23 protein-coding genes and 1 pseudogene are annotated in these 21073 nt (G+C 62.1%); 13 read left to right on the top strand and 11 right to left on the bottom strand.

Annotation, left to right across the window (positions count from 1 at the left end):
• Nucleotides 1–39: 39 nt before the first annotated feature.
• Together OZ428_RS34760 and OZ428_RS26310 are read left to right on the top strand one after the other, a co-directional pair.
• Nucleotides 40–474 (top strand): annotated as a pseudogene (locus OZ428_RS34760) (methyl-accepting chemotaxis protein); the annotation flags it as partial.
• 76 nt (nucleotides 475–550) lie between these two features.
• A complete protein-coding gene (locus OZ428_RS26310) occupies nucleotides 551–1069 on the top strand; it encodes a DUF1003 domain-containing protein (RefSeq protein ID WP_033896262.1) in 519 nt (172 codons plus the stop codon).
• On the opposite strand, the gene OZ428_RS26315 is transcribed toward OZ428_RS26310, so the two are convergent.
• Complete coding sequence (locus tag OZ428_RS26315) at nucleotides 1066–1944, bottom strand: LysR family transcriptional regulator (RefSeq protein WP_269131803.1); 879 nt, start codon at nucleotides 1942–1944, stop codon at nucleotides 1066–1068. The genes OZ428_RS26310 and OZ428_RS26315 overlap by 4 nt on opposite strands.
• A gap of 80 nt (nucleotides 1945–2024) precedes the next feature.
• Here OZ428_RS26315 and OZ428_RS26320 point away from each other — a divergent pair, with 80 nt between their 5' ends.
• Both OZ428_RS26320 and OZ428_RS26325 read left to right on the top strand, forming a co-directional pair.
• Nucleotides 2025–2726 carry a CTP synthase C-terminal region-related (seleno)protein gene (locus OZ428_RS26320; RefSeq protein WP_269131804.1) on the top strand — a complete coding sequence of 234 codons (702 nt, stop codon included), beginning with the start codon at nucleotides 2025–2027 and terminating at the stop codon, nucleotides 2724–2726.
• A complete protein-coding gene (locus tag OZ428_RS26325; protein WP_269131805.1) occupies nucleotides 2723–3046 on the top strand; it encodes an antibiotic biosynthesis monooxygenase family protein in 324 nt (107 codons plus the stop codon). The genes OZ428_RS26320 and OZ428_RS26325 overlap by 4 nt, the downstream gene beginning before the upstream one ends.
• 57 nt (nucleotides 3047–3103) lie before the next feature.
• On the opposite strand, the gene OZ428_RS26330 is transcribed toward OZ428_RS26325, so the two are convergent.
• Nucleotides 3104–3427, bottom strand: a complete 324-nt coding sequence (locus OZ428_RS26330; protein ID WP_033896266.1) for a DUF2025 family protein — start codon at nucleotides 3425–3427, stop codon at nucleotides 3104–3106.
• 232 nt (nucleotides 3428–3659) lie between these two features.
• Here OZ428_RS26330 and OZ428_RS26335 point away from each other — a divergent pair, with 232 nt between their 5' ends.
• Both OZ428_RS26335 and OZ428_RS26340 read left to right on the top strand, forming a co-directional pair.
• Complete coding sequence (locus tag OZ428_RS26335) at nucleotides 3660–4787, top strand: glycerophosphodiester phosphodiesterase family protein (RefSeq protein WP_033896267.1); 1128 nt, start codon at nucleotides 3660–3662, stop codon at nucleotides 4785–4787.
• An 85-nt stretch (nucleotides 4788–4872) separates the two neighbouring features.
• Entirely contained in the window at nucleotides 4873–5178 is a 306-nt protein-coding gene (locus OZ428_RS26340; protein ID WP_033896270.1) for a PepSY domain-containing protein, read from the top strand.
• Nucleotides 5179–5229: 51 nt separating this feature from the next.
• Here OZ428_RS26340 and OZ428_RS26345 read toward each other — a convergent pair whose 3' ends face one another.
• A complete protein-coding gene (locus OZ428_RS26345) occupies nucleotides 5230–6858 on the bottom strand; it encodes a methyl-accepting chemotaxis protein (RefSeq protein WP_269131806.1) in 1629 nt (542 codons plus the stop codon).
• Nucleotides 6859–7121: 263 nt separating this feature from the next.
• On the opposite strand from OZ428_RS26345, the gene OZ428_RS26350 reads away from it, so the two are divergent.
• Nucleotides 7122–8144, top strand: coding sequence for a transporter (locus OZ428_RS26350; protein ID WP_016978332.1), 1023 nt, complete (start codon nucleotides 7122–7124; stop codon nucleotides 8142–8144).
• 101 nt (nucleotides 8145–8245) lie between these two features.
• A complete protein-coding gene (locus tag OZ428_RS26355; RefSeq protein WP_269131807.1) occupies nucleotides 8246–9862 on the top strand; it encodes an inorganic phosphate transporter in 1617 nt (538 codons plus the stop codon).
• A gap of 49 nt (nucleotides 9863–9911) precedes the next feature.
• Here OZ428_RS26355 and OZ428_RS26360 read toward each other — a convergent pair whose 3' ends face one another.
• From OZ428_RS26360 to OZ428_RS26370, 3 genes are read right to left on the bottom strand one after another with little or no spacing between them, the layout of a single operon-like run.
• Nucleotides 9912–10886 carry a biotin-dependent carboxyltransferase family protein gene (locus tag OZ428_RS26360; protein WP_269131808.1) on the bottom strand — a complete coding sequence of 325 codons (975 nt, stop codon included), beginning with the start codon at nucleotides 10884–10886 and terminating at the stop codon, nucleotides 9912–9914.
• Nucleotides 10883–11761 (bottom strand): 5-oxoprolinase subunit B family protein, encoded by an 879-nt coding sequence (locus OZ428_RS26365; protein WP_177074018.1) that lies wholly within the window; start codon nucleotides 11759–11761, stop codon nucleotides 10883–10885. Before OZ428_RS26365 ends, OZ428_RS26360 begins: the two co-directional genes overlap by 4 nt.
• Before the next feature lie 57 nt (nucleotides 11762–11818).
• On the bottom strand, nucleotides 11819–12577 hold the full coding sequence (locus OZ428_RS26370; protein WP_122685439.1) for a 5-oxoprolinase subunit PxpA: 759 nt from the start codon (nucleotides 12575–12577) through the stop codon (nucleotides 11819–11821).
• 120 nt (nucleotides 12578–12697) lie between these two features.
• Between OZ428_RS26370 and OZ428_RS26375 the strand changes: the two genes are divergently transcribed.
• Nucleotides 12698–13615, top strand: coding sequence for a LysR family transcriptional regulator (locus OZ428_RS26375; protein WP_016978327.1), 918 nt, complete (start codon nucleotides 12698–12700; stop codon nucleotides 13613–13615).
• Here OZ428_RS26375 and OZ428_RS26380 read toward each other — a convergent pair.
• Nucleotides 13612–14508, bottom strand: a complete 897-nt coding sequence (locus OZ428_RS26380) for a LysR family transcriptional regulator (RefSeq protein ID WP_269131809.1) — start codon at nucleotides 14506–14508, stop codon at nucleotides 13612–13614. The genes OZ428_RS26375 and OZ428_RS26380 overlap by 4 nt on opposite strands.
• 106 nt (nucleotides 14509–14614) lie before the next feature.
• On the opposite strand from OZ428_RS26380, the gene OZ428_RS26385 reads away from it, so the two are divergent.
• Together OZ428_RS26385 and OZ428_RS26390 are read left to right on the top strand one after the other, a co-directional pair.
• Nucleotides 14615–15373, top strand: a complete 759-nt coding sequence (locus tag OZ428_RS26385) for an SDR family NAD(P)-dependent oxidoreductase (RefSeq protein ID WP_269131810.1) — start codon at nucleotides 14615–14617, stop codon at nucleotides 15371–15373.
• Nucleotides 15374–15423: 50 nt separating this feature from the next.
• Nucleotides 15424–16329, top strand: a complete 906-nt coding sequence (locus OZ428_RS26390; protein WP_038850605.1) for a LysR family transcriptional regulator — start codon at nucleotides 15424–15426, stop codon at nucleotides 16327–16329.
• Here the strand turns inward: OZ428_RS26390 and OZ428_RS26395 are convergent.
• Nucleotides 16316–16756, bottom strand: coding sequence for a multidrug/biocide efflux PACE transporter (locus OZ428_RS26395; protein ID WP_269131811.1), 441 nt, complete (start codon nucleotides 16754–16756; stop codon nucleotides 16316–16318). The two genes, OZ428_RS26390 and OZ428_RS26395, sit on opposite strands and share 14 nt — an antisense overlap.
• Nucleotides 16757–16844: 88 nt before the next feature.
• On the opposite strand from OZ428_RS26395, the gene OZ428_RS26400 reads away from it, so the two are divergent.
• Complete coding sequence (locus tag OZ428_RS26400; RefSeq protein WP_269131812.1) at nucleotides 16845–17699, top strand: LysR family transcriptional regulator; 855 nt, start codon at nucleotides 16845–16847, stop codon at nucleotides 17697–17699.
• Between the two features lie 10 nt (nucleotides 17700–17709).
• Here the strand turns inward: OZ428_RS26400 and OZ428_RS26405 are convergent, their stop codons facing one another.
• Entirely contained in the window at nucleotides 17710–18552 is an 843-nt protein-coding gene (locus OZ428_RS26405; RefSeq protein ID WP_269131813.1) for a LysR family transcriptional regulator, read from the bottom strand.
• 111 nt (nucleotides 18553–18663) lie between these two features.
• Here OZ428_RS26405 and OZ428_RS26410 point away from each other — a divergent pair, with 111 nt between their 5' ends.
• Nucleotides 18664–19389 (top strand): SDR family oxidoreductase, encoded by a 726-nt coding sequence (locus tag OZ428_RS26410; protein ID WP_269131814.1) that lies wholly within the window; start codon nucleotides 18664–18666, stop codon nucleotides 19387–19389.
• 1 nt (nucleotide 19390) lies between these two features.
• On the opposite strand, the gene OZ428_RS26415 is transcribed toward OZ428_RS26410, so the two are convergent.
• Both OZ428_RS26415 and OZ428_RS26420 read right to left on the bottom strand, forming a co-directional pair.
• Complete coding sequence (locus OZ428_RS26415; protein ID WP_269131815.1) at nucleotides 19391–20599, bottom strand: RNA polymerase sigma factor; 1209 nt, start codon at nucleotides 20597–20599, stop codon at nucleotides 19391–19393.
• Nucleotides 20596–21072, bottom strand: coding sequence for an SRPBCC family protein (locus OZ428_RS26420; RefSeq protein ID WP_269131816.1), 477 nt, complete (start codon nucleotides 21070–21072; stop codon nucleotides 20596–20598). Before OZ428_RS26420 ends, OZ428_RS26415 begins: the two co-directional genes overlap by 4 nt.
• Between the last annotated feature and the right edge of the window lies 1 nt (nucleotide 21073).

A 21073-nucleotide genomic window follows, 5' to 3' on the forward strand; every position in this document is an offset into this window, starting at 1 on the left:
GAAAAAGGCGCCGAAGTGATCCAGCAAACCGCCAGCGGCATGCGCGATATTGCGGCGGACATCGACGGCTCCTCGCAGCTGATCGCCAAGCTGGGCGAGCGCTCGCAGCAGATCACCGCCATCGTCAACACCATTCGCGGCATCGCCGACCAGACCAACTTGCTGGCGCTCAACGCCGCCATCGAGGCGGCGCGGGCCGGCGAGCAAGGTCGCGGGTTTGCCGTGGTGGCCGATGAAGTGCGGCAACTGGCTGCGCGCACCAGCGGCTCCACGGCGGAAATCTCCAGCATGATCGCGATGATCCAGGACGAAACCCGCCAGGCCATCCACAGCATGGACGGCACCCGCGACCGCGCCGCCCTGGGTGTGGAGCTGGCTAACCAAGCCGGTACCGTCATCGTGCAGATCCGCGAAGGCACCAGCGAGGCCGTGCAAGCGGTGAGTGCATTCGCCAATGAGCGCGGTGGCAACTGACCCGATCTTCATACGGAGCGCTGGGGGCTCGGTCTATAGTGCTTGCTTGTCTTCAAGCAAATGATCCGAGCCTGCCATGACCCCAGAAAAGACCGAAACCGCTCCCGTCGACCACCTGCGTTTCCACCGCCCTCATGCCCACCTGGCACCGACCTTCGGCAACGACACCTTTGCGCTCAAGGCCGAAGCGTTCGCCCGATTCTTCGGCACGCCCACCTTCCTCGGCGCGCAAACCGCCATCGTGGTGTTGTGGGTGGTGCTGAACATGACCGGCGTCACGCACTTCGACGTGTACCCGTTTATCCTGCTCAACCTGGCGTTCAGCCTGCAATCGGCCTATGCCGCGCCGCTGATCCTGCTGGCCCAGACCCGCCAGGCGGCTCGCGACAAAGCGCAGTCAGATGCCGACGCGCAACACCGTGAAGCCCTGGCCATCGCCAACACCGAGCGCCAGGCCCAGGCCGCGCAAACCACCAAACAGTTGCTGGAACTGCTCGAACAAAACACCCGGCTGACGGAAATGACCAAACAGCTGACAGAACACATCGAAAGCCTGACTAGCGAAATGCACGAGCACTTTGTGCGAAAAACCTAAGGTAACCGCAGGTGTCGCCCCAGCTCGTCAAACAGCGTCACCACCGAGCGCAGCGCTCGACAATCGGGGCGTGTGAGCAACCATAACGCCGTGTCGTGCCCCGCCAATGCGGGGCCCAGCGGTTGCAGGCCGTTGCCCAATAGAAAGTCCGGCAACGCCGCCACTCCCAACCCCGCGCGTACCAGTTCGGTGACCGACAACATGCTGTTGCAGCGATAGCTGGGACGCACGCCCGGCAGTTGCTCGCGGCGCCAGACGACGGTGGGGTGATCGGGCAGAAAGTCATCCGGGGCAATCCAGGGCAGGTCTGCCAGCTCGCGGCCTTCGTGCTGTTGGGCGAAACCCGGACTGGCGCACACCTGATACGCCACATTGCCCAGGCGCCGGCCCACCAGATGCTCCGGCGGCGTGCGGGTCAGGCGCAGGGCGATATCCGCGTCGCGGCGGCTGAGGTTTGCGAAATCATTCGACGTACTCAGTTCCAGGGTCAACGCTGGGTACTGCGGCATGAACTGCGCCAGCGCCGGTAACAGCAAGCCTTGCAGCACCGAGTCAGTACAGGTCAGGCGCACCGTGCCGCTGATCACTTCACCGCCCTGCTCCACACCAATGCGCGCGGCCTCCAGCGCCTGCTCGGCGCGTTCCGCCTGCTGCGCCAGATGGCTTGCCAGGCTGGTGGGCAGGTAGCCGGCGCGGCTTTTTTCGAACAACGTCTGACCCAGCGCCGCCTCCAGGCGCCGCACCGCACGGAACACCGTGGACACGTCTACCCGCAACAACGCGGCCGCTCGTGCGAGTGTGCCGCCGCGCACCAAGGCGAGGATCAGCGCGAGGTCCGGGTAGTCGATTGAATAGTGCGTGACTGCATTGAGCATGTGCTAAAACGCCAATATTGATTGCGTGAGCGCCAATCTATAGTGCGCCCCAGGACACCACAAGCCATGGGATGAACACGATGAAAACCACGCCTCTGCACCTCGCTCTGATCGGCGATTACAACCCCGATGTCATCGCCCACCAGGCCATCCCTGTGGCGCTGCAACAGGCGGCCGAGACCCTCGGCCTGAACGTTCATGTGCAGTGGCTCGATACCGATAACCTGCCCCAATCACTGCATGACTTCGACGGTTTCTGGTGCGTCCCCGCCAGCCCTTACCGCGACACTGAAGGCGCAATGCGGGCGATCCAGTTTGCCCGCGAGCAACGCCGACCTTTCCTCGGCACCTGCGGCGGTTTTCAGCATGCCGTGCTGGAATACGCACGCAATGTCCTGGGCTGGAAGGATGCCGAACATGGCGAACTCGAGCCACACGCCAAGCGCGCCGTGATCGCACCGCTGAGCTGCGCCCTGGTGGAAGCCACCGACACCGTGCGCCTGGCGCCCTACACCCGGATCGCCGAAGCCTATGGCACCCTGGATGTGCAAGAAGGTTATCGCTGCCGTTATGGCGTGAACCCCGAGTTCCTCGGTGCCTTGCTCGAAGGCGACCTGATCCCCAGCGGCCACGATTGCGCAGGTGACCTGCGCGCGGTGGAGCTGCTCGATCACCCGTTCTTCGTCGCCACCCTGTTCCAGCCCGAACGTACCGCGCTGGCAGGCATTACCCCGCCCTTGGCGATGGCCCTGCTCAAGGCTTGCCAGGCGGTGTCTGCATGATCGCCCGCACACCTTCGCCGCCCTACTATGCGGTGATCTTCAGCTCACTGCGCACCGAAGGCGATCAAGGCTACGGCCAGGCGGCCAGCCGCATGCTGGAACTGGCGCGTGAACAACCGGGGTTTCTCGGCGTGGAGTCCGCACGGGAAGACGGCCTGGGCATTACTGTGTCGTACTGGGAGAGTGAGGCGGCCATCCTGGCCTGGAAGCAGCAGGCTGAACACCGGACGGTGCGCGAACAGGGGCGCGCTGCCTGGTACTCGGCCTTCCAGACCAGGGTGTGCAAAGTCGAACGGGCCTACGCCTTCGAAAGCAAATAAACCCAGTGGTGATCGGACTTGTTGTGGCTTCCTGTGGTGATCGGGCTTGCCACAGGATTAGCTCACCAGACTGCGCAACGCACTGATCTGCGGTATCTCCACCCGGCGCATATACACCCGCAACGGCTCGGTGATGTTGATGCGGTCGTCGATGTTCTGGTCCAGCAGCAACTGGATGCGCTCGCGGGACAGGGTCATGGTCTGCTCCGGGGCCGGCAGCCAGACGAATTCGGCGGTGGGGATGATGCCGTCATCGGCCACGTCCATGCCGAAGGCGTCTTCGCTGAAACGCACGATGTACTGGCCGGTCTTGCGGTTGAGGCCAACAAACCCGTGGAGTTGGTCGGCAGCCTGGCAGATAAGTTCGGAAGTGATGCGGATGGTAAACCTCACTGAAAAGTCCCACAGGGACTGGAAAGATGGTTTACACGCGTGGCGGAAAGTACCGCCCTCTAACGGGGCAGCTTCGGGCAAGAATACTGCAATGCCTGGCAAAAAATCCGAGAAAATTGAAGCCTGCGCACGTTAATGTCGGTTTGGTGATAGCGCCTTTCGCAATCAATTGTTAAAAAGGAGGCCTTCTCAAAGCTACCTCCACGAAAGGACTTCGCATATGCCTGTCACGTTTACCAAGAGCGCCCTGCTGCTCGCCCTGATGCTCGGCCTTGGCCAGGCACATGCGCAAGACCCGATCAGCCCGGCTGAATTGGCAACCAATGAAGGCATTCCGTACCCGGCCGTGATCGCCCACCGTGGCGCCTCCTTCGATGCACCGGAATCCACCGCCGCCGCCTACAAGATCGCCCGCGACCTGGGTGCCGACTACCTGGAAATGGACCTGCAGCGCAGCAAGGACGGCGTGCTGTTCGCCCTGCACGACAACAACCTGCAGCGCACCACCGACGTGGCCACCAAGTTCCCGGATCGCAAGGACGCTCCAGCCAACGAGTTCACCTGGAAAGAACTGCAAACCCTCGACGCCGGCAGCTGGTTCAACGCCGCGTACCCGGACCGTGCGCGCCCAGGCTTCGTCGGCCTGAAAATCCAGAGCCTGGACGACATCATCAAGATCGCCGAAGGCAACCCGCAGCACAAACCCGGCCTGTACATCGAAACCAAGGAGCCCAAGCAATTCCCAGGCATCGAAGCCGACCTGAAGAACAAGCTGCTCGACAAAGGCTGGCTGAGCTCCGCCGGTTCCAAGCTGGGCAAGAGCAACACTGGCGTCGGCCAGGGTAAGGGTCGCGTTGTGCTGCAAACCTTCGAAGTGGCCAGCCTGAAAGAGCTGCAGAAAGAAATGCCGAACACCCCGAAAATCCTGCTGCTGTGGGTGGGTGAAGGCAGCATCGAGCCGAAGAACAAGCAGACGTTCGCGGAGTCCGGCGAAACCACCAAGGCCGCCTACTACGCCAAGCAAGAGCCGAAAGACGCGGCCGAGTTTGAAAAGTGGGTCGACGAAGCCAAGAGCCTCGGCGCCATCGGCACCGGTCCCTCGGCTGAGCTGACCCACCACGGCGACCAGAGCTATTCAGACCTGGTCAAACCGGAGATGAACAAGCTGACCCACGACAAGGGCTTGCTGGTGCACGTCTACACCGTCGACGAGCCGGTGGACTTCGACAAAGTGATGAAGGCCGGCGTCGATGGCATCTTCACCAACCGCGCCGCCGAACTGCTGAAGTTCTACAAGCGCTGGCCGTCGTCCAGCGTGCAAGATCTGCTGAACGACTATAAGTATTGATGTAGTCAGTGTGCCATTAAGGATGAGTTAAGTTGCGCTGGTTAATCTGGCGCCACTTAAACAGCTCACCAGAAGGACACACACCATGAAAACCCTGACCGCTTTGTTCGCCGCTACTGCTCTGACCCTGACCGCCGGCCTGGCCCAGGCCGATGTTCGCCCGGACCAGATTCCAAGCCTGTTGCAATCGGGTGCGGTGAAGCCTTTCGAGCAGCTCAACAAAGACGCCCTGGCTAAACACCCCGGCGCCGTGATCAACGACACCGAGTTGGATAACGAAGCCGGCCGCCTGGTCTACGAAGTCGACCTGACCGACACCACCGGCAAAAAGTGGGACGTGAAGCTCGATGCCAAAACCAGCGAAGTGCTGGAAAACAAACTCGATACTTGAGTTGAACACGCAAAAAAACGCCACCCAAGGGTGGCGTTTTTTTATGCCCGATCAGGCGCCCAGACGTGCCGTCACTTCATTCAACTCGCTCGATAACCCACGCAGGTTGTGGCTCGCTGCTTCGGTGCGCTGCACGTTATCCAGGTTGGCCGTCGCCACCGTGGTGATCTGCGTGATGTTGCGCGAGATGTCCTCGGCCACCGAGGTCTGCTCTTCGGCCGCCGTGGCGATCTGACGATTCATGTCGCGGATCGCCTCCACCGCCTGGGTGATGTGCGCGAGCATGGCGCCGGCCTGTGTGACCTTCTCCACGCTCTCATCGCTGCACGACTGGCCACTCACGATGGCTTCAGCGGCATCCACCGCGCCGGTCTGCACCGCTTCGATAATCCCGTTGATCTCGATGATCGATGCTGCCGTGCGTTGCGCCAGGCTGCGCACTTCATCGGCCACCACCGCAAAACCCCGGCCGGCTTCACCCGCGCGTGCCGCTTCAATGGCGGCGTTGAGCGCCAGCAGGTTGGTTTGTTCGGCAATGCCGCGAATCACTTCCAGCACCTTGCCGATGCGCACGCTGTCGGTTTCCAGGCGGCGGATGATGGTGCCGGTATTAAGGATCTCGTTACGCATCTGGCCGATGGTGGCAATCGTGACTTTCATCACTTCACCGCCTTCGCGGGCCGAGTGATCGGCCTCGTCTGCCGCGCGGGAGGCACTGGCGGCGTGGCGCGCGACTTCCTGGGCGGTGGCCGACATTTCCGTCATGGCCGTGGCCACTTGGTCGGTACGGTTGAATTGATCGTTGGTGCCCGTCGCCATCTGCCCGGCGATGGCATTCAACTCGCCGCTGGCGCTGACCAGGTCGGTCGCACTGCGCTGCAAACGGCTGAAGGTTTCGGCCAGGAAGTCGCGCAAGGTATTCGCGGCAGCGGCCAGGTCGCCCAGCTCATCCTGACGACGGCTGGCAACACGCTCAGCAAAGCGACCATGGCTCAGTTGCGTCACGTAGTCGATCAAGCCACGGATCGGCAGGATCAGGTTGCGGTTGATCAGCCACAGGCTGAACAGTCCGATCAACACACCCGACAACAGCATGATCGCCAGCCCCACCAGCACGGTGCGTTCGGCATAGGCGCTGATGGCCTTGGATTGCTGGCTGCCTTGTTCGCGCAGGTCGCTGACCAATGCACTCATCTGCTCACTGGCGGCGCGGTCCACCCCTTTTACCGCGGTGTCGCCGGCCGTTGCATCGCCACCGGCGGCCACATAGGCATCGCGGCCCTTCTGGTAAGCCACGCCGAGTTGCTGGTGTTCCTGGCGCAGGGTTTCAATGCGTCGGCTCAGGCTCGGGTCGCTGCTGGTCTGGGTGACCAACCGGGTGAGGATACCTTGCACATCGCGTTGGCGGTCCTGGAACTGACCCCAGTATTTCTCCATGTCCTGGGGCTGTTTGCCGCGCAGCAGGACGTTTTTCCACTCCTGCACCTGCACCTTGAATTGCAGGTTGGCCTCGTCAATCAATTGTGAAGTCAGCAGCGGCCCATCGATCAAGCTGCGATAGCTCTGCACCCCGTTGGACAAAAAGTTGAAACAGGCCAGGGCGATCAACAGCATCGCCAACAGACTGCCACCGAGCAGCGACAGGATTTGTGCTCTCAAGGAGGTTCGCAAAACATTCATCGGGGAAAAGCCTCGATACAAGGAATTGGTGCATGCACGCCTAACGTCCTTGTCATCAAAAGGCACCGCCCATCCACAGCGGTTCTTGATGCCCTGAATCGGCCGAATTAGAGCCTTCTTGAACGGTTCCTGACAAACGGTCAAATAAATGTCATCGCAACGAAATAAATTCAAAACCGTCACAAAACTGTCAAATCCCCTTGCAATGATTCGCGCATGCGAACCTGTGAAATCTCCTACAGGCGCTTTTTCTGCGAGCCCTCATGAACCACAGCATCGATCACAGCCACCAGGATTCCGACCTGTTTGGCTTGCTCTACGGTTTTCGTTTTCGCCCAGGGGAAAAGGGTGAGCAGATAGATTCGGCGGCGGCGCTCCAGGCGTTGCGCCAACCGGGCGACCCGGAGGAGTTTTTGTGGCTGCACCTGAACCTCGCCCATGCCGCGTGCGAGCGTTGGATGCAGGCCCATCTGGACCTGCCGGAAGAATTCTTCGAAGCCCTGCATGAAGGCTCGCGCTCCACGCGCATCGAACACGTCGACTCGGCCTTGCTGGCGGTGGTCAACGATGTGGTGTTCAACTTCAGCAGCATGGTCTCGTCGGACATTTCCACGCTGTGGGTCTGCGCCCGCAGCCGCCTGCTGATCAGCGCGCGCCTACAACCGCTGCACTCGGTAGACAAGTTGCGCTCGTCGGTAAAGGCTGGTGAAAGCTTTCGTTCGCCGCTGGCCTTGCTGGTGCATTTGCTGCGCGACCAGGGTGAAGTACTGACCCAGATCGTACGCAAGACCAGCATCAGCGTCGACCATATCGAAGACCAGTTGCTGTCCTCACGCCTGTCCACCAACCGTGCTGAACTGGGCGCCGCACGCCGGGTGCTGGTGCGCCTGCAACGCTTGCTGGCGTTGGAGCCGGGCTCGCTGTTGCGCCTGCTCAACCGCCCGCCGCAATGGCTGCAAAAGGAAGACGTGAAGGAGTTGCGCAAATCCACCGAGGAGTTCGCGCTGATCATCAACGACCTGATGGCCCTGGGTGAACGCATCAAGCTGTTGCAGGAAGAAATCGCCGCCAACCTCAACGAGCAAAGCAACCGCACGCTGTTCACCCTCACGGTGGTGACGGTGCTGGCGCTGCCGATCAACATCATCGCCGGTTTTTTCGGCATGAACGTGGGCGGCGTGCCGCTTTCCCAAGACCCGGAAGGCTTCTGGATATTGGTGGCGTTGGTCGCGACCTTTACCCTGATCGCCGGGCGCTGGGCGTTCAGGAAGCGCAAGGATTACTGACCAGCGGCCGGTTCAATCACCTAAACACTGATATATGGCAGCATCTCTGTAACATCTTGCAATGATCATGAACGACATCCTCCCAACATGGATGCTCCGGCATGGCCACCCCTTCCCTGACTGCCTCCCCCCACGCGTCTCCCGCAGACCCCAAACCCAGGCTGGACAAGAAACCCGGCCTGGTGACGGTGATCATCTTCTTTGCCGTGCTCGCCATGGGCCTGCTGTTCACCGCCTACAGCCTGATGCACGACATGCACGAAATGGGCGCCCAACTCACCACCTGGACGCCCTTCTTGCTGCTTGGCGTGGCACTGTTGATCGCCCTGGGGTTCGAGTTCGTCAACGGCTTCCACGACACCGCCAACGCCGTGGCGACGGTGATCTACACCAACTCGCTGCCGCCGCATTTTGCGGTGGTGTGGTCGGGCTTTTTCAACTTCCTTGGCGTGCTGCTTTCCAGCGGTGCGGTGGCGTTCGGCATCATTGCGTTGCTGCCGGTGGAGTTGATTTTGCAGGTGGGTTCTTCCGCCGGTTTCGCGATGATCTTTGCCCTGTTGATCGCCGCGATCCTGTGGAACCTCGGTACCTGGTGGCTGGGTTTGCCGGCGTCGTCGTCCCACACATTGATCGGCTCGATCATCGGCGTCGGCGTGGCCAATGCCTTGATGCACGGGCGTGACGGCACGAGCGGTGTGGACTGGAGCCAGGCGATCAAGATCGGTTACGCCTTGCTGCTGTCGCCGCTGATCGGCTTTGCGTTTGCGGCGATGTTGCTGCTGGCCCTGCGCGCGTTCGTCAAGAACCGCGCGCTGTACAAGGCACCCAAAGGCGACACCCCGCCACCGTGGTGGATTCGCGGCCTGCTGATCGCCACGTGCACCGGCGTGTCTTTTGCTCACGGTTCCAACGACGGGCAGAAAGGCATGGGCCTGATCATGCTGATCCTGGTGGGCACCTTGCCGATGGCCTACGCGCTGAACCGCACCATGCCCGCCGAGCAGTCGTTGCAGTTTGCGGCGGTGGCCGAAGTGACCCAGGTCGCCCTGGTGAAAAGTGCGCCGCAAGCACTGGCCGGCGACCCGCGCCCGATCCTCTCGACCTACGTGCGCACCAAGGAAGCCACGCCGGAACTGGTCCCCGCCCTCGCCGCCCTGGCCGGGCAGATCGGTGATGAGGTGAAAGGCTACGGCTCCCTGGCCAAAGTGCCCGCCGAAGCCGTGGGCAACGTGCGCAACGACATGTACCTGACCAGCGAAACCATCCGCCTGATGGACAAGGGCAAAGTCGGCAATTTCGACGCGGATACCCAGGGCAAGCTGCAACTGTTCAAGCAACAGATCGACAGCTCCACACGCTTCATTCCACTGTGGGTGAAGATCGCCGTGGCCATCGCCCTCGGCCTGGGCACTATGGTGGGCTGGAAGCGCATCGTGGTCACCGTCGGCGAGAAGATCGGCAAGACGCACCTGACCTACGCCCAGGGCGCTTCGGCGGAAATGGTGGCGATGCTGACCATCGGCGCGGCGGATATGTATGGGCTGCCGGTGTCGACCACCCACGTGTTGTCGTCCGGTGTCGCGGGGACGATGGTGGCGAATGGCGGTGGGTTGCAGATGCGCACGATCCGTAATCTGGCGATGGCGTGGGTGCTGACGTTGCCGGCGGCCATCCTGTTGTCGGGCAGCTTGTACTGGCTGTTTACCAAACTTTTCTGACACAACACCGAGCAAAATGTGGGAGCTGGATTGCCAGCTCCCACACTTTTTAGCCGGCGAACAACCCCGACATCATCTTCAACCGCTTCTTGTACACCCGCCGCGCCTCCAACGCCTCTTCCAGCGTCACCGCCACAAACCCCGCCCGCTGGTTCGGCTGCATCTGCCCGATCAGGTCCAGGTCGGCGCTGATCACCGTGCCGATCATCGCGTAGCCTCCGCCCGACACTGCATCCCGGTGCAACACTATAGGTTCCAATCCTGCCGGCACCTGGATCGAACCAATCGGGTAGCAACTGTCGACGATATTCGACGGATCCGACCCCGCGCCAAACGGCTGCTCCCGTGGCTGGAAGCTCAACGCACTGCCGCCCTTGAAGCGATAACCGATGCGGTCGGCTTCGGAACCCACGGTCCAGGGTTCGGCAAAGAAGCTGCTCTTGGCCGCATCAGTGAGGCGCTCGTAATACAGCCCCGGCACCACACGCAGGGTCACGTCGCCGCCCACTGATCGGCGCAGTGCCATCGGCAGACTGTTGCCCGCCCGGCCCGTGCCACTGGCTGTACCGATGGGCAATTCATCGCCTTCCTGCAAGCGCCGCCCGCTAAATCCGCCAAGCGCGCCGAGGGTATAAGTCGAGCGGCTGCCGAGCACCAACGGCACGTCAATGCCACCGGCCACCGCGAGATAAGTCCTCGCGCCCGCCTTGGGAAACTCAAAGCGCAACACCTGCCCGGCGCGCACCTGGAACGCGGTGTCCTGGTGCACCACTTCACCGTCCAGGCGCGGCGACATCAAGGCGCCGCTGAGGGCTACCAGCGCGTCTTGCTGGAACTCCAGCTCGGGGCCGATCAATGTGCATTCCAGGCCCGCCGCACCGACGGGATTGCCCACCAAATGGTTGGCCGCACTCAACGCGTATTGATCCAATGCACCCGACGGCGGGATGCCCAGGTGGTAATAGCCTTCGCGGCCAAGGTCCTGCACGGAGGTGGCGAGGCCGGGTTTGAGGACCTTGATCATGCCAGCGCCTCCTGCAGGGATTTCGGATAACCGATGGGGTCGGCGAGAAAAGCATCGAGGGAAAATTCCACAGGGCGGATGCGCAGGTCGAAACGTCCTGCGTCGACTTCGGCAACGGCCAGGTCGTAGGCCTCCCGGTCCATGGGTGTGAACTGCACGATATCGCCAGGACGGAAGAACACCATGTGTTCCTTGAGGTAGGCCAGTTGCTGCGCCGGGTCGTAGATCGGCGCCGGGGTCACGCCGAACATCTGGTAACCGCCGGCACCGCGTACCGAGTAGATGCAACCAAAACAGCCGCCATGGCCAAGAGTCAGTTTGGGCGTGTCGGTGCGTGGCCGCAGGTACTTGGGCACCTGCAACTGCCGTTCGCGCTCGACCATTTGGAACATGAACGGCAGGCCCGCCACGAACCCGACCATCGACACAAACCACGGCGCCCCACTGTGAGCGGCAATAAACGCCTCCACATCGGCCAGCCCGTTGATGCGCGCGGCGTACTCCAGGTCCGTACCGCTGGGGTCTTGATGGCGGTCGCGAAAACGCATCAGGGTCTCAAAGGTCCACGGGTCGTTGTACAGCACCGGGATTTCGATGATGCGTGTGTGCAAGGTGCGCTCAGCCACGGCCTGGGCTTCGGCGGTCTGCACCGCGTCGAGCAGCACATGGGGCGCGATGCGGTCGGGGTCGAAGCGGATCTGGAACGACGCATTGGCCAGGCACACATCCAGCACACCCTCCAACGCCAGGCGCTCCACGGCGCGGGTCACGGCCATGCCTTTGAAAAAGGCCTCCAGGGACATGCTGTCGCTGACCTCGGCAAACAGGTGTTCATCACCGCCGAAGCTGTAGCGGATGGGGGATGTTTCAGCCATGTCTGTTCCTCTTGGAATCATTGTAGAAAGGCAGGCGAAAAAATTGAGGGATCGTTTTTATTGGGGTGTTTTGACGGTGATGCCCGCTCGGTCCAACGCTTCGCGGGTCGCCTCTACCAGCTCCAGCGCACCCGGCGTGTCGCTGTGCAGGCAGATGGAATCGAATTCAATAAACAGGTCTTCACCTTCCACGGTTCTTACTAGCCCGGTCTGACAAGCCCGCAGGACGCGCGCCGCCACCGTTGCCGGATCCAGCGCGCGTACGTTGCGGGTAAACACGATGGAGCCGGTCAGATCGTACTCACGGTCGGCATAAAACTCCCGCACCACCGGCTGCCCCAACTCCTTGGCCACGCGCCAGATCACCGAGTTGGGCATGCAGTACAACAACAGCGTCGGTTCGATGATTTGCAGGTTCTGCACCAGCAGCCGCGCGGCTTCTTCATCACGGGCCAGGTGCATGTACAGCGCGCCATGGGGCTTGATGTGTTGCAGGGTCACGCCTTGGGCGCGGGCGATTTCCCGCAGGGCGCCGAGCTGATAGAGCATATCGTCCACCAGTTCCTGGGCCGGTGCGTTGATGTGGCGACGGCCAAAACCGACCAGGTCGCGAAAGCCCGGGTGCGCGCCGATGGCCACGCCCAGTTGCTTGGCGCGCTCGACGGTGCGGCGCATGGTGCCGGGGTCGCCAGCGTGGAAGCCAGTGGCGATATTGGCCGAGCTGATGTAGGCCATCAGCTCCGCGTCGACGCCGTCGCCGATGGTCCAGGGGCCAAAGCCTTCGCCCATGTCTGAGTTGAAATCCACTGCCTGCATCAAAGTCGCTCCGCCTAAGTGATGGACGAAAAGTAGGCTGCGGCTTGACCCCTTGGGAAGATCTATTATCAGATGGCCCATCTTCTGAAAATCAGATAGCCCTATGTTTTGGAGAGACTGATGTCCCTCACCTTGCGCCAGATTCGTTATTTCGTCGCCACCGCCGAAATCGGCCAGATTTCCCAGGCGGCCATTCACCTGAACATCTCGCAATCGGCGGTAACCACGGCGATCAAGGAGCTGGAGGCGATGCTCGGCGTGCAGCTGTTCGTGCGTTCGGCCCAGGGCATGAACCTGACCGACGCGGGCCGGCATTTTCTCAACCGTGCCTACGTGATCCTGCGCAGTGTCGATGACGCGCTGAACAGCCCGCTGCCCGACTACCGCGCCCGTGGCGTGCTGCGCCTGGCCGCCAGTTACACGGTGCTCGGTTACTTCCTGCCGCACCACTTGCAACGCCTGGAACACTGGCACCCGGACGTGACCATCGAAGTCTTCGAGCAGGAACGCCAGGCCATCGAACAGGGTCTGCTCGACGGCCAGTTCGACATGGCGGTGGTACTCACTGCCAACCTGACCCACCCGGATATCGTCTCGGAAATCCTGTTCAATTCAGAGCGCCGCCTGTGGCTGCCCAGCCATCATCCCTTGTGCGAACGTGGCGCCGTGAGCCTGGCGGATGTGGCCCAGGAGCCGTATATCCTGCTCACGGTCGACGAGGCTGAACACAGCGCCATGCGCTATTGGGAACAGGCCGGGCAGACGCCCAAGGTGCGCCTGCGCACCAGTTCGGTGGAGGCGGTGCGCAGCATGGTCGCCAACGGCAGCGGCGTGGCGATCCTGTCGGACCTGGTGCACCGGCCCTGGTCCCTGGAAGGCAAACGCATCGAAACGCTCACGGTCACCGATCCAGTGACGCCGATGAGCGTGGGCCTGGCCTGGCACCGCGAGCGCGCGTTTACCCCGGCAATGCAGGCGGTGCGCGATTATTTCCACGACGCGTTCCTGGCGCCGCAGCAGTTGTCGGCACGGCGCTAGAGGTGGGCTTGCAAGGTCGCCGCCAACCAGTCCATGAACACTCGCACCCGCAACGGCAAATGCCGCTGGCCGGCGTACAGCAATGACACGTCCAGCGGCGGCGCCGGGTAATCCGGCAGCACCGCCACCAGTTCGCCATTGGCCAACAAGGTGCGAATCCCCAGAAGCGGCACCTGGGTAATGCCGAAGCCGCCCAGGCACGCCGCCTGGTAGGCATCCGTGCTGTTGACGGTGACACGCCCGGCCATCGGCACCCGCTGCACTTTGCCGCCCGCCTGATATTCGAAGCCGGACGAACGCGCGCCCAACGGCCGTACGTAATGCACCAATTGATGATCCGCCAAGTCCGCCAGGGTCTGCGGCACGCCATGGCGTTGCAGGTAGGCCGGGCTCGCGCAGTTGACCATCGGCATGCTGCACACCCGGCGCGCCACCACGGTTTGATCGGGCTGGGCGCCCACCCGCAACACGCAGTCGAAGCCTTCGGCGATCAGGTCCACCTGGCGGTCCGAGCTGCTGATTTCCAGTTGGATCAGCGGATGGCGCTCCATGAACAGCGGCAAGTGCGGCAGGATCATGCCGCGCGCCATCACGTTGGGCATGTCCACGCGAATCCGGCCGGTCAGTTGCGCTTCATCCTGGCGAAACAACCCTTCCAACTCTTCCATGTGCGCCAGCAAGTCCTTGCTGCGCTCATACAGCACACGGCCATCCTGGGTCGCCTGCACCTTGCGCGTGGTGCGTTGCAACAAACGTGCGCCGAGCAATTCCTCCAACGCCTGCACATGCTCCGACACGGTAGAACGCGGCAGGCCCAGGCTCTCGCCGGCCTGGGTGAAACTCGACAGTTCGGTGACGCGCACAAAGGTGCGCAGCAGCTCAAGTTTGTTCATGGGATTGTTCGCCTTATCCGGCCAGTGATTCCGGTATAGCGCTGTTTATCACGTTATGGGCGAATAAATACACTCGCTGCCACTGATCACCTGAGAGGACCGCACCATGACCCGTAAAATCGCACTCATCACCGGCGCCAGCCGTGGCCTGGGCAAAAGCACCGCGTTGCACCTGGCGGCACAGGGCGTTGACATCATCGGCACCTACCACAGTGCGGCAGCTGAAGCCCAAGCGGTGGTCGAGCAGGTTCAAGCCCTGGGTGGCCGCGCCGCCATGCTGCAACTGGATGTGAGCCAGAGTGGCCGCTTCGATGGCTTTGTCGGTGAAGTCCGCCGCTTGCTCAAGGATGTATTCGCACAGGATCACTTCAACTTTCTGATCAACAACGCCGGCATCGGCGCCCACGCCAGTTTTGCCGAGACCACCGAAGCGCAGTTCGACCAACTGGTGGCGATCCACTTCAAGGCACCGTTTTTCCTCACGCAAAAACTGCTGCCGCTGATCCGCGATGGCGGGCGCATCATCAATATCTCCAGCGGCCTGGCGCGGTTCAGTCTGCCGGGGTATGCGGCCTATGCCTCGATGAAAGGCGCCGTGGAAGTGCTGTCGCGCTACCAGGCCAAGGAACTGGGCCCGCGCGGGATCACCGTGAACACCCTGGCTCCCGGCGCGATTGCCACCGATTTCAGCGGCGGCGCGGTGCGCGACAACCCGGATGTGAATGCGATGGTGGCCAACAATACGGCCCTGGGGCGCGCCGGTTTGCCGGACGACATCGGCGGGGCGATTTCCACGCTGCTGGCCGATGGCAGCAACTGGATCACCGGCCAGCGCATCGAGGCCTCGGGCGGCATGTTTCTCTGAACATTCTGCGCTAGCATCCATGCCTTCAGATCACTGACAGGCAATCACCGATGAGTTTTGATCCAGGTTTGGCCGGCGGCATGGGCGTATTGGCGGCCGTGGTCGACAGCGGCAGTTTCGCCCGCGCCGCCGACAGCCTGGACATGACCCCGTCGGGGGTCAGCCGGGCGATTTCCCGTCTGGAAAAACGCCTGGGCATCCGCCTGTTCGACCGCACCACCCGTTCAGTGCAATTGACCGACGAGGGGCGACGTTTCTACCAGGAAATCGCCCCACTGCTGGCCGGCCTCGAAGACGCCGCCAACGCCGCTGCCGACAGTGCATTGACCGTGCGCGGGCGCCTGCGGGTGAACATCGACCCGTACTTCTCGCGGCTGGTGTTAGGCCCGGTACTCGGCGACTTCATGCGCCTTTATCCGCACCTGCAACTGGACCTGCACACCCGCGACCAACTCGGTGACCTGGTGGCCGACGGGTTCGACCTGGCGATTCGCTTCGGCATCCCGCAATCCTCCTCGTTGATCGCCCGCAAGCTCATGGAAGTGCGCGTGCTGACCCTGGCCTCCCCGGCCTACCTTGAGCAGTACGGTCGCCCCACAGTCCCGCAAGACCTGGAAACCGGGCACATGTGCCTGGACTTTCGCGACTCGCAAACCGGTCGTCCGTTTGCCTGGGAATTCCACCGCCCCGGCGAAAAGCTGATCGTGCGCACCAATGGTCGCCTGGTGGTCAACGATGCCAGCACCTTGTACAGCGTGTGCGAACACGGGCACGCGGTGGCGCAGATGCTCGACCTCGGGCTGGCGCCGGCGCTTAAGGCCGGCGGGTTAGTGGAGTTGTTTGCGGATTGGCCGGACGAGCGTTTTCCGTTGTACGCCTACTACCCGTCGCGGCATTTGCCCGCCGCCAAGGTGCGGGCGTTCCTGGATTTTGTCGCCGGGCTCAAGCTTGGCTAGGCAGGCGCTGCTGTACGACTTTTTCCCGGATCACGTCATACCCCCAGTGATACACATAGGTGTAAGGCAGGAAGAACAGCAGCACGCCAATATCGAGCATAAACGCCTGCATCAGGCTGATGTTGAGCCACGCGGCAATCAACGGCACCGCGACGATGATCAGTCCGCCTTCGAACATCAGCGCATGCAACACCCGCGTCCAACCGCCACCCGAGAGTCGCAGGCGCACCTTGAGGCGGTCGAACAGGCTGTTGAAAATGATGTTCCAGGTCAGCGCCAACAGGCTCAAGCCCAGGGTCACCGCGCCCATTTCCAGGGCCGGCCGCCCGGTGATCCAGACCAGCAGCGGTGTACAGATCAACAACGCCAGGCCTTCAAACCCCAGGGCTTGGCAAACACGTTCAGTAATCGACTTGGTGGGGTGCATGACCCTTCTCCGTGAGTGACGATGGTTGCCATGATTACCCTTTGAATCGATACTTCATAACTAATAACCATCGATCAAGGCGATAGTCATGGCCTCCCACGAAGTGCTGCAAGCGTTTGTCCAGGCCGCGACCCAGGGTTCGTTTTCCGCGGCGGCGCGCAAGCTGGGCAAGAGCCAGTCCACCGTCAGCGCGGCAGTGGCGAGCCTGGAGATTGACCTGGATGTGGTGCTGTTCGACCGCAGCAGTCGCAAACCGACACTGACCCCCGCCGGGCATGTGCTGCTGCAACGCGCCGAGCAGGTGCTGGAGGCGAGCAGTCGTCTGGAGTTGGCCGCGAGCCAGTTGGCCCAGGGGCTGGAGCCGAAGGTGACAATCGCCATGTCAGACACTTATCAGTCGGAACGTTTTGAGCTTGCGCTCAAGGCGTTCGAACAACGCTACCCGGATCTTGAACTGGAATGGCTGATCGCCGAGTGCGAAGACCTGATCGCCCTGGTGCAGAGCGGCCGCGCACAGATTGCCTTGATCGAAGCCCAGGCGGTTTACCCGCCCGACCTGACCCGCTCGCCCGTCGCCGAACGCACGGAAATCGCGCTGTTCGTCGCACCCGGCCACGCCTTGACCCGCGTAGAGAACATCGACCCGCAAGCCTTGCAACAACACCGTGAACTGCGCCTGGCCAGCATCATCAGCCCCAACGAAACGCGCCCCTCGGGCCGTGTGTGGTCGGCGCCGAGTTTTCTGATGTTGATGGAGATGGCGCAACTCGGCTTTGGCTGGGCAGAGTTACCGCGTTGGTTGGTGGAGCGCTTTGGCAATGCCGGGCTGGTTGAACTCAACGTCAGGGGTTGGCCCCGCTCGGTGGCGGTGGATGCGCTGTGGTCGCGGCAGCATCCACCAGGGCCGGCTGGCAGCTGGATGATGAGCCAGATGCTCGAATAACCCCACAGGGTTATGCGGCCGACAATTGCGGCGGGCGGTTGTTCTGGAAGTATTCGTGCAAGGCACGCAACGCAGGCAGTTCCAGGGCTTGCGCGGCGAAACACAGTCCGACCCGACGCGTGGGTGCCGGCAAATGCCACTCCCGAATCACCACACCGGCCCGCTCAACCGCCAGCGACAGCGGCAACATCGCCACGCCCACACCGGCCGCCACCATATGCAGCGCCTGGGTCAGCGAACCGGCGTGCCCGGCCACCGCTTGTGGCGACCGGCCGTACAAGGCCATCAAGCGTTGGTGTGAATCGTGTTGTGGGCAGGTGATCCAGTCTTCAATCGGCGTCCAGGCCTGTTCCTTGCCCGGCTGCGCCATGGGGTGCGCGGCAGGCAATACCATCACGTAGGACTCTTCCCAAAGTGGCAGGAACAATTCGTCCTCACAGCACATTTCCTCCACGGCCAGGCGTCCTTCGCCTTCGCAGCCTTCCTGCAAGGTCAGCAGCAAACCCGGCAGGCCTTGGTGCGCCATGCGCAGGAAGGTTTCGATCTGGCTGTCGGCAATATCGCCTTCCACACCCAGTTCCAGGGCGATGCGATTTTCGCGTCCGCGAAAAAGGCGGCTCAACGCCTCGGCTTCGGCCACCATGCGTCGCGCCTGAGGGTACAGCACACGCGCCTCGGCACTCACTTCCACACCCCGTGGCTGACGCACAAACAACGCCACGCCCAGCTCGTCTTCCAACTGCTTGATCGTCACCGACAACGTCGGCTGGCTGATAAACAACCGCTGGGCTGCCGCAGTGATATTGCGCTCTTCAAAGACTGCAAGAAATGCCTTGAGGTGACGAACATCCATAGCTTAATCCGATGACTGACAGAGAAATAAGGCATTTTTCAGCCTTGGCGACGGTAAATATACTGCGCCCACGATCCAGTTATCGTTTTTTCTTATCTCAGGAGTTCATGCATGAGCAAGCCATTGATCATCATCACCGGCGCCAGCTCCGGTATCGGCGAAGCCACTGCCCGCTTGTTGTCGGCCGCCGGCCACCCGTTGTTGCTGCTGGCGCGTCGCATTGATCGCCTTAATGATCTGGGCCTGCCGAATACCTTGAACCGTGGTGTCGACATCACCGATCGCGCCGCCCTGGTCGCCGCCGTGCAAGAAGCCGAAGCCCAGTTCGGCCCGGCCGATGCGCTGATCAACAATGCCGGCGTGATGCTGCTGGGCGCGGTCAGCGAGCAAGACCCGGCGCAGTGGGAACAGATGCTGGATGTGAACGTAAAAGGCCTGCTCAACGGCATCCACGCCGTGGCGGGCAGCATGGTTGCACGCCAAGGCGGCACCATCATCAACGTCAGCTCGGTGGCGGGCCGCAAGACCTTCCCGAATCACGTGGCATACGTCGGCACCAAGTTTGCCGTGCATGGGATTTCGGAAAACCTGCGCGAAGAATTGTCGCCCAGCAACGTGCGCGTCATCACCATTGCCCCAGGTGCGGTGGAAACCGAATTGCTCAGCCATACCACCGATGAAGCGATCAAGACCGGCTATCAGGCGTGGAAACAGGACATGGGCGGCACCGTGCTCAGCGCCGATGACGTGGCCTCGGCGATTGCCTATGCCTACCAGCAGCCGCAGCATGTGTGCATTCGCGAAATCGTGTTGGCGGCGACACGTCAGCAGCCTTGATTCAGCGCTCAGCCAAACGCTTTTCGATAAACCTGCGTTCGGGTGCTTGCTGGGTCAAGGCCAGCGCCCGTTCGTAGGCGACTCGTGCCTCTTCGACACGACCCAATTGCCGGTAAAACTCCCCGCACGCCGAGTGCGCCAGGTGGTAATCCAGCAACTCGCCACGCGCCAGAATCCCTTCTACCTGCTGCAATCCCGCCAAGGGTCCATCGCGCATGGCCAGCGCTACGGCGCGGTTCAGTTCGATCACGGCTGACGGCATCATCCTGAGCAACACATCATAGAGCCCGACGATCTGCGGCCAGTCGGTTTCACCCGGAGTGGGCGCTTCGGCGTGCACCGCCGCAATTGCGGCTTGCAGGCAATACGGACCAAAGCGCCGTGTGCTCAGCGCGTGCTCCACCAGTGCACAGCCTTCACCGATCATGGACATATCCCACAGCGAACGGTCCTGTTCATCCAGCAGCACCAACTCCCCACTGGCCGTGGTACGTGCCGGGCGGCGGGATTCGTGCAGCAGCATCAACGCCAGCAGGCCCATGACTTCCGGTTCGGGCAGCAATTCCATCAACAATCGGCCTAGTCGAATGGCTTCACGGGTCAGATCCTCGCGGGTCAGGTCCGCCCCCATGGACGCCGAATAACCCTCGTTGAACACCAGGTAAATCACCCGCAACACGCTCTCGAGGCGCTCGGGCAACTCGTCGCGGGATGGCACTTGGTAAGGGATCTTCGCCTCGCGGATCTTACCCTTGGCCCGCACGATGCGCTGGGCAATGGTGGCCGGCGTGGCCAGGTACGCCCGGGCGATTTCTTCGGTGGTGAGGTCGCAGATCTCGCGCAAGGTCAACGCCGCCTGGGCATCAGCCGCCAACGCGGGATGGCAGCAGGTGAAGATCAGGCGCAGGCGGTCATCTTCCACGTCTTCATCGCTCCAGTCAGCCGCTTCCAGTGTATCGGCCTGCGCCTGCAACAGCGGGGTGAACCGCGCCTGGCGGCGCAGACGGTCGATGGCCTTGAAGCGCCCGGTCGACACCAGCCAGGCGCGGGGATTGTCCGGCACTCCGTCTAGCGGCCAACGCTGCACCGCCACGAAAAACGCTTCGTGCAGGGCTTCTTCGGCCAGGTCAAAATCGCCCAGCAAGCGAATCAGCGTCGCGAGGACCCGGCGTGATTCGCCGCGGTAAATGGCCTCGACCGACAGGGTCAATCGGGCATGCCCTCGGTCACCAGGGTGACCAGCCGATCCAGGCTCTGGCCCCAGCCGTCATGAAAGCCCATGGCTTCGTGGGCCTGCTTGTCTTCGGCACTCCAGTGCATGGCGCGGGCGGTGTAAAGCGTCTTGCCGTCGACCTCTTCGAAGGTCACTTCGGCGCTCATGAACGGCTTGCCCGAAGGGATCCAGCCGGGCATGAAGGCGTCGGTAAACACCAGCCGATTGGGCGCATCGATTTCCAGAAACACACCCTGGGTCGGGTATTCGGCGCCGTCCGGGGCACGCATCAAGGTACGAAACAGGCCACCGACCCACAGGTTCATTTCGCACTCGGGGGTGGTCATGCCATGGGGCCCCCACCATTGCTGGAGCAAGGCGGGTTCGGTCCAGGCACGGAACACACGGCTGCGCGGCGCATCGATCAGGCGGCTGATGGACAATTCAAACTCGGCAGGTTGCGTAGACATT

Source organism: Pseudomonas sp. GXZC, from assembly GCF_026967615.1.
In the GTDB taxonomy this organism is placed as follows: Bacteria; Pseudomonadota; Gammaproteobacteria; order Pseudomonadales; family Pseudomonadaceae; genus Aquipseudomonas; species Aquipseudomonas azotoformans_A.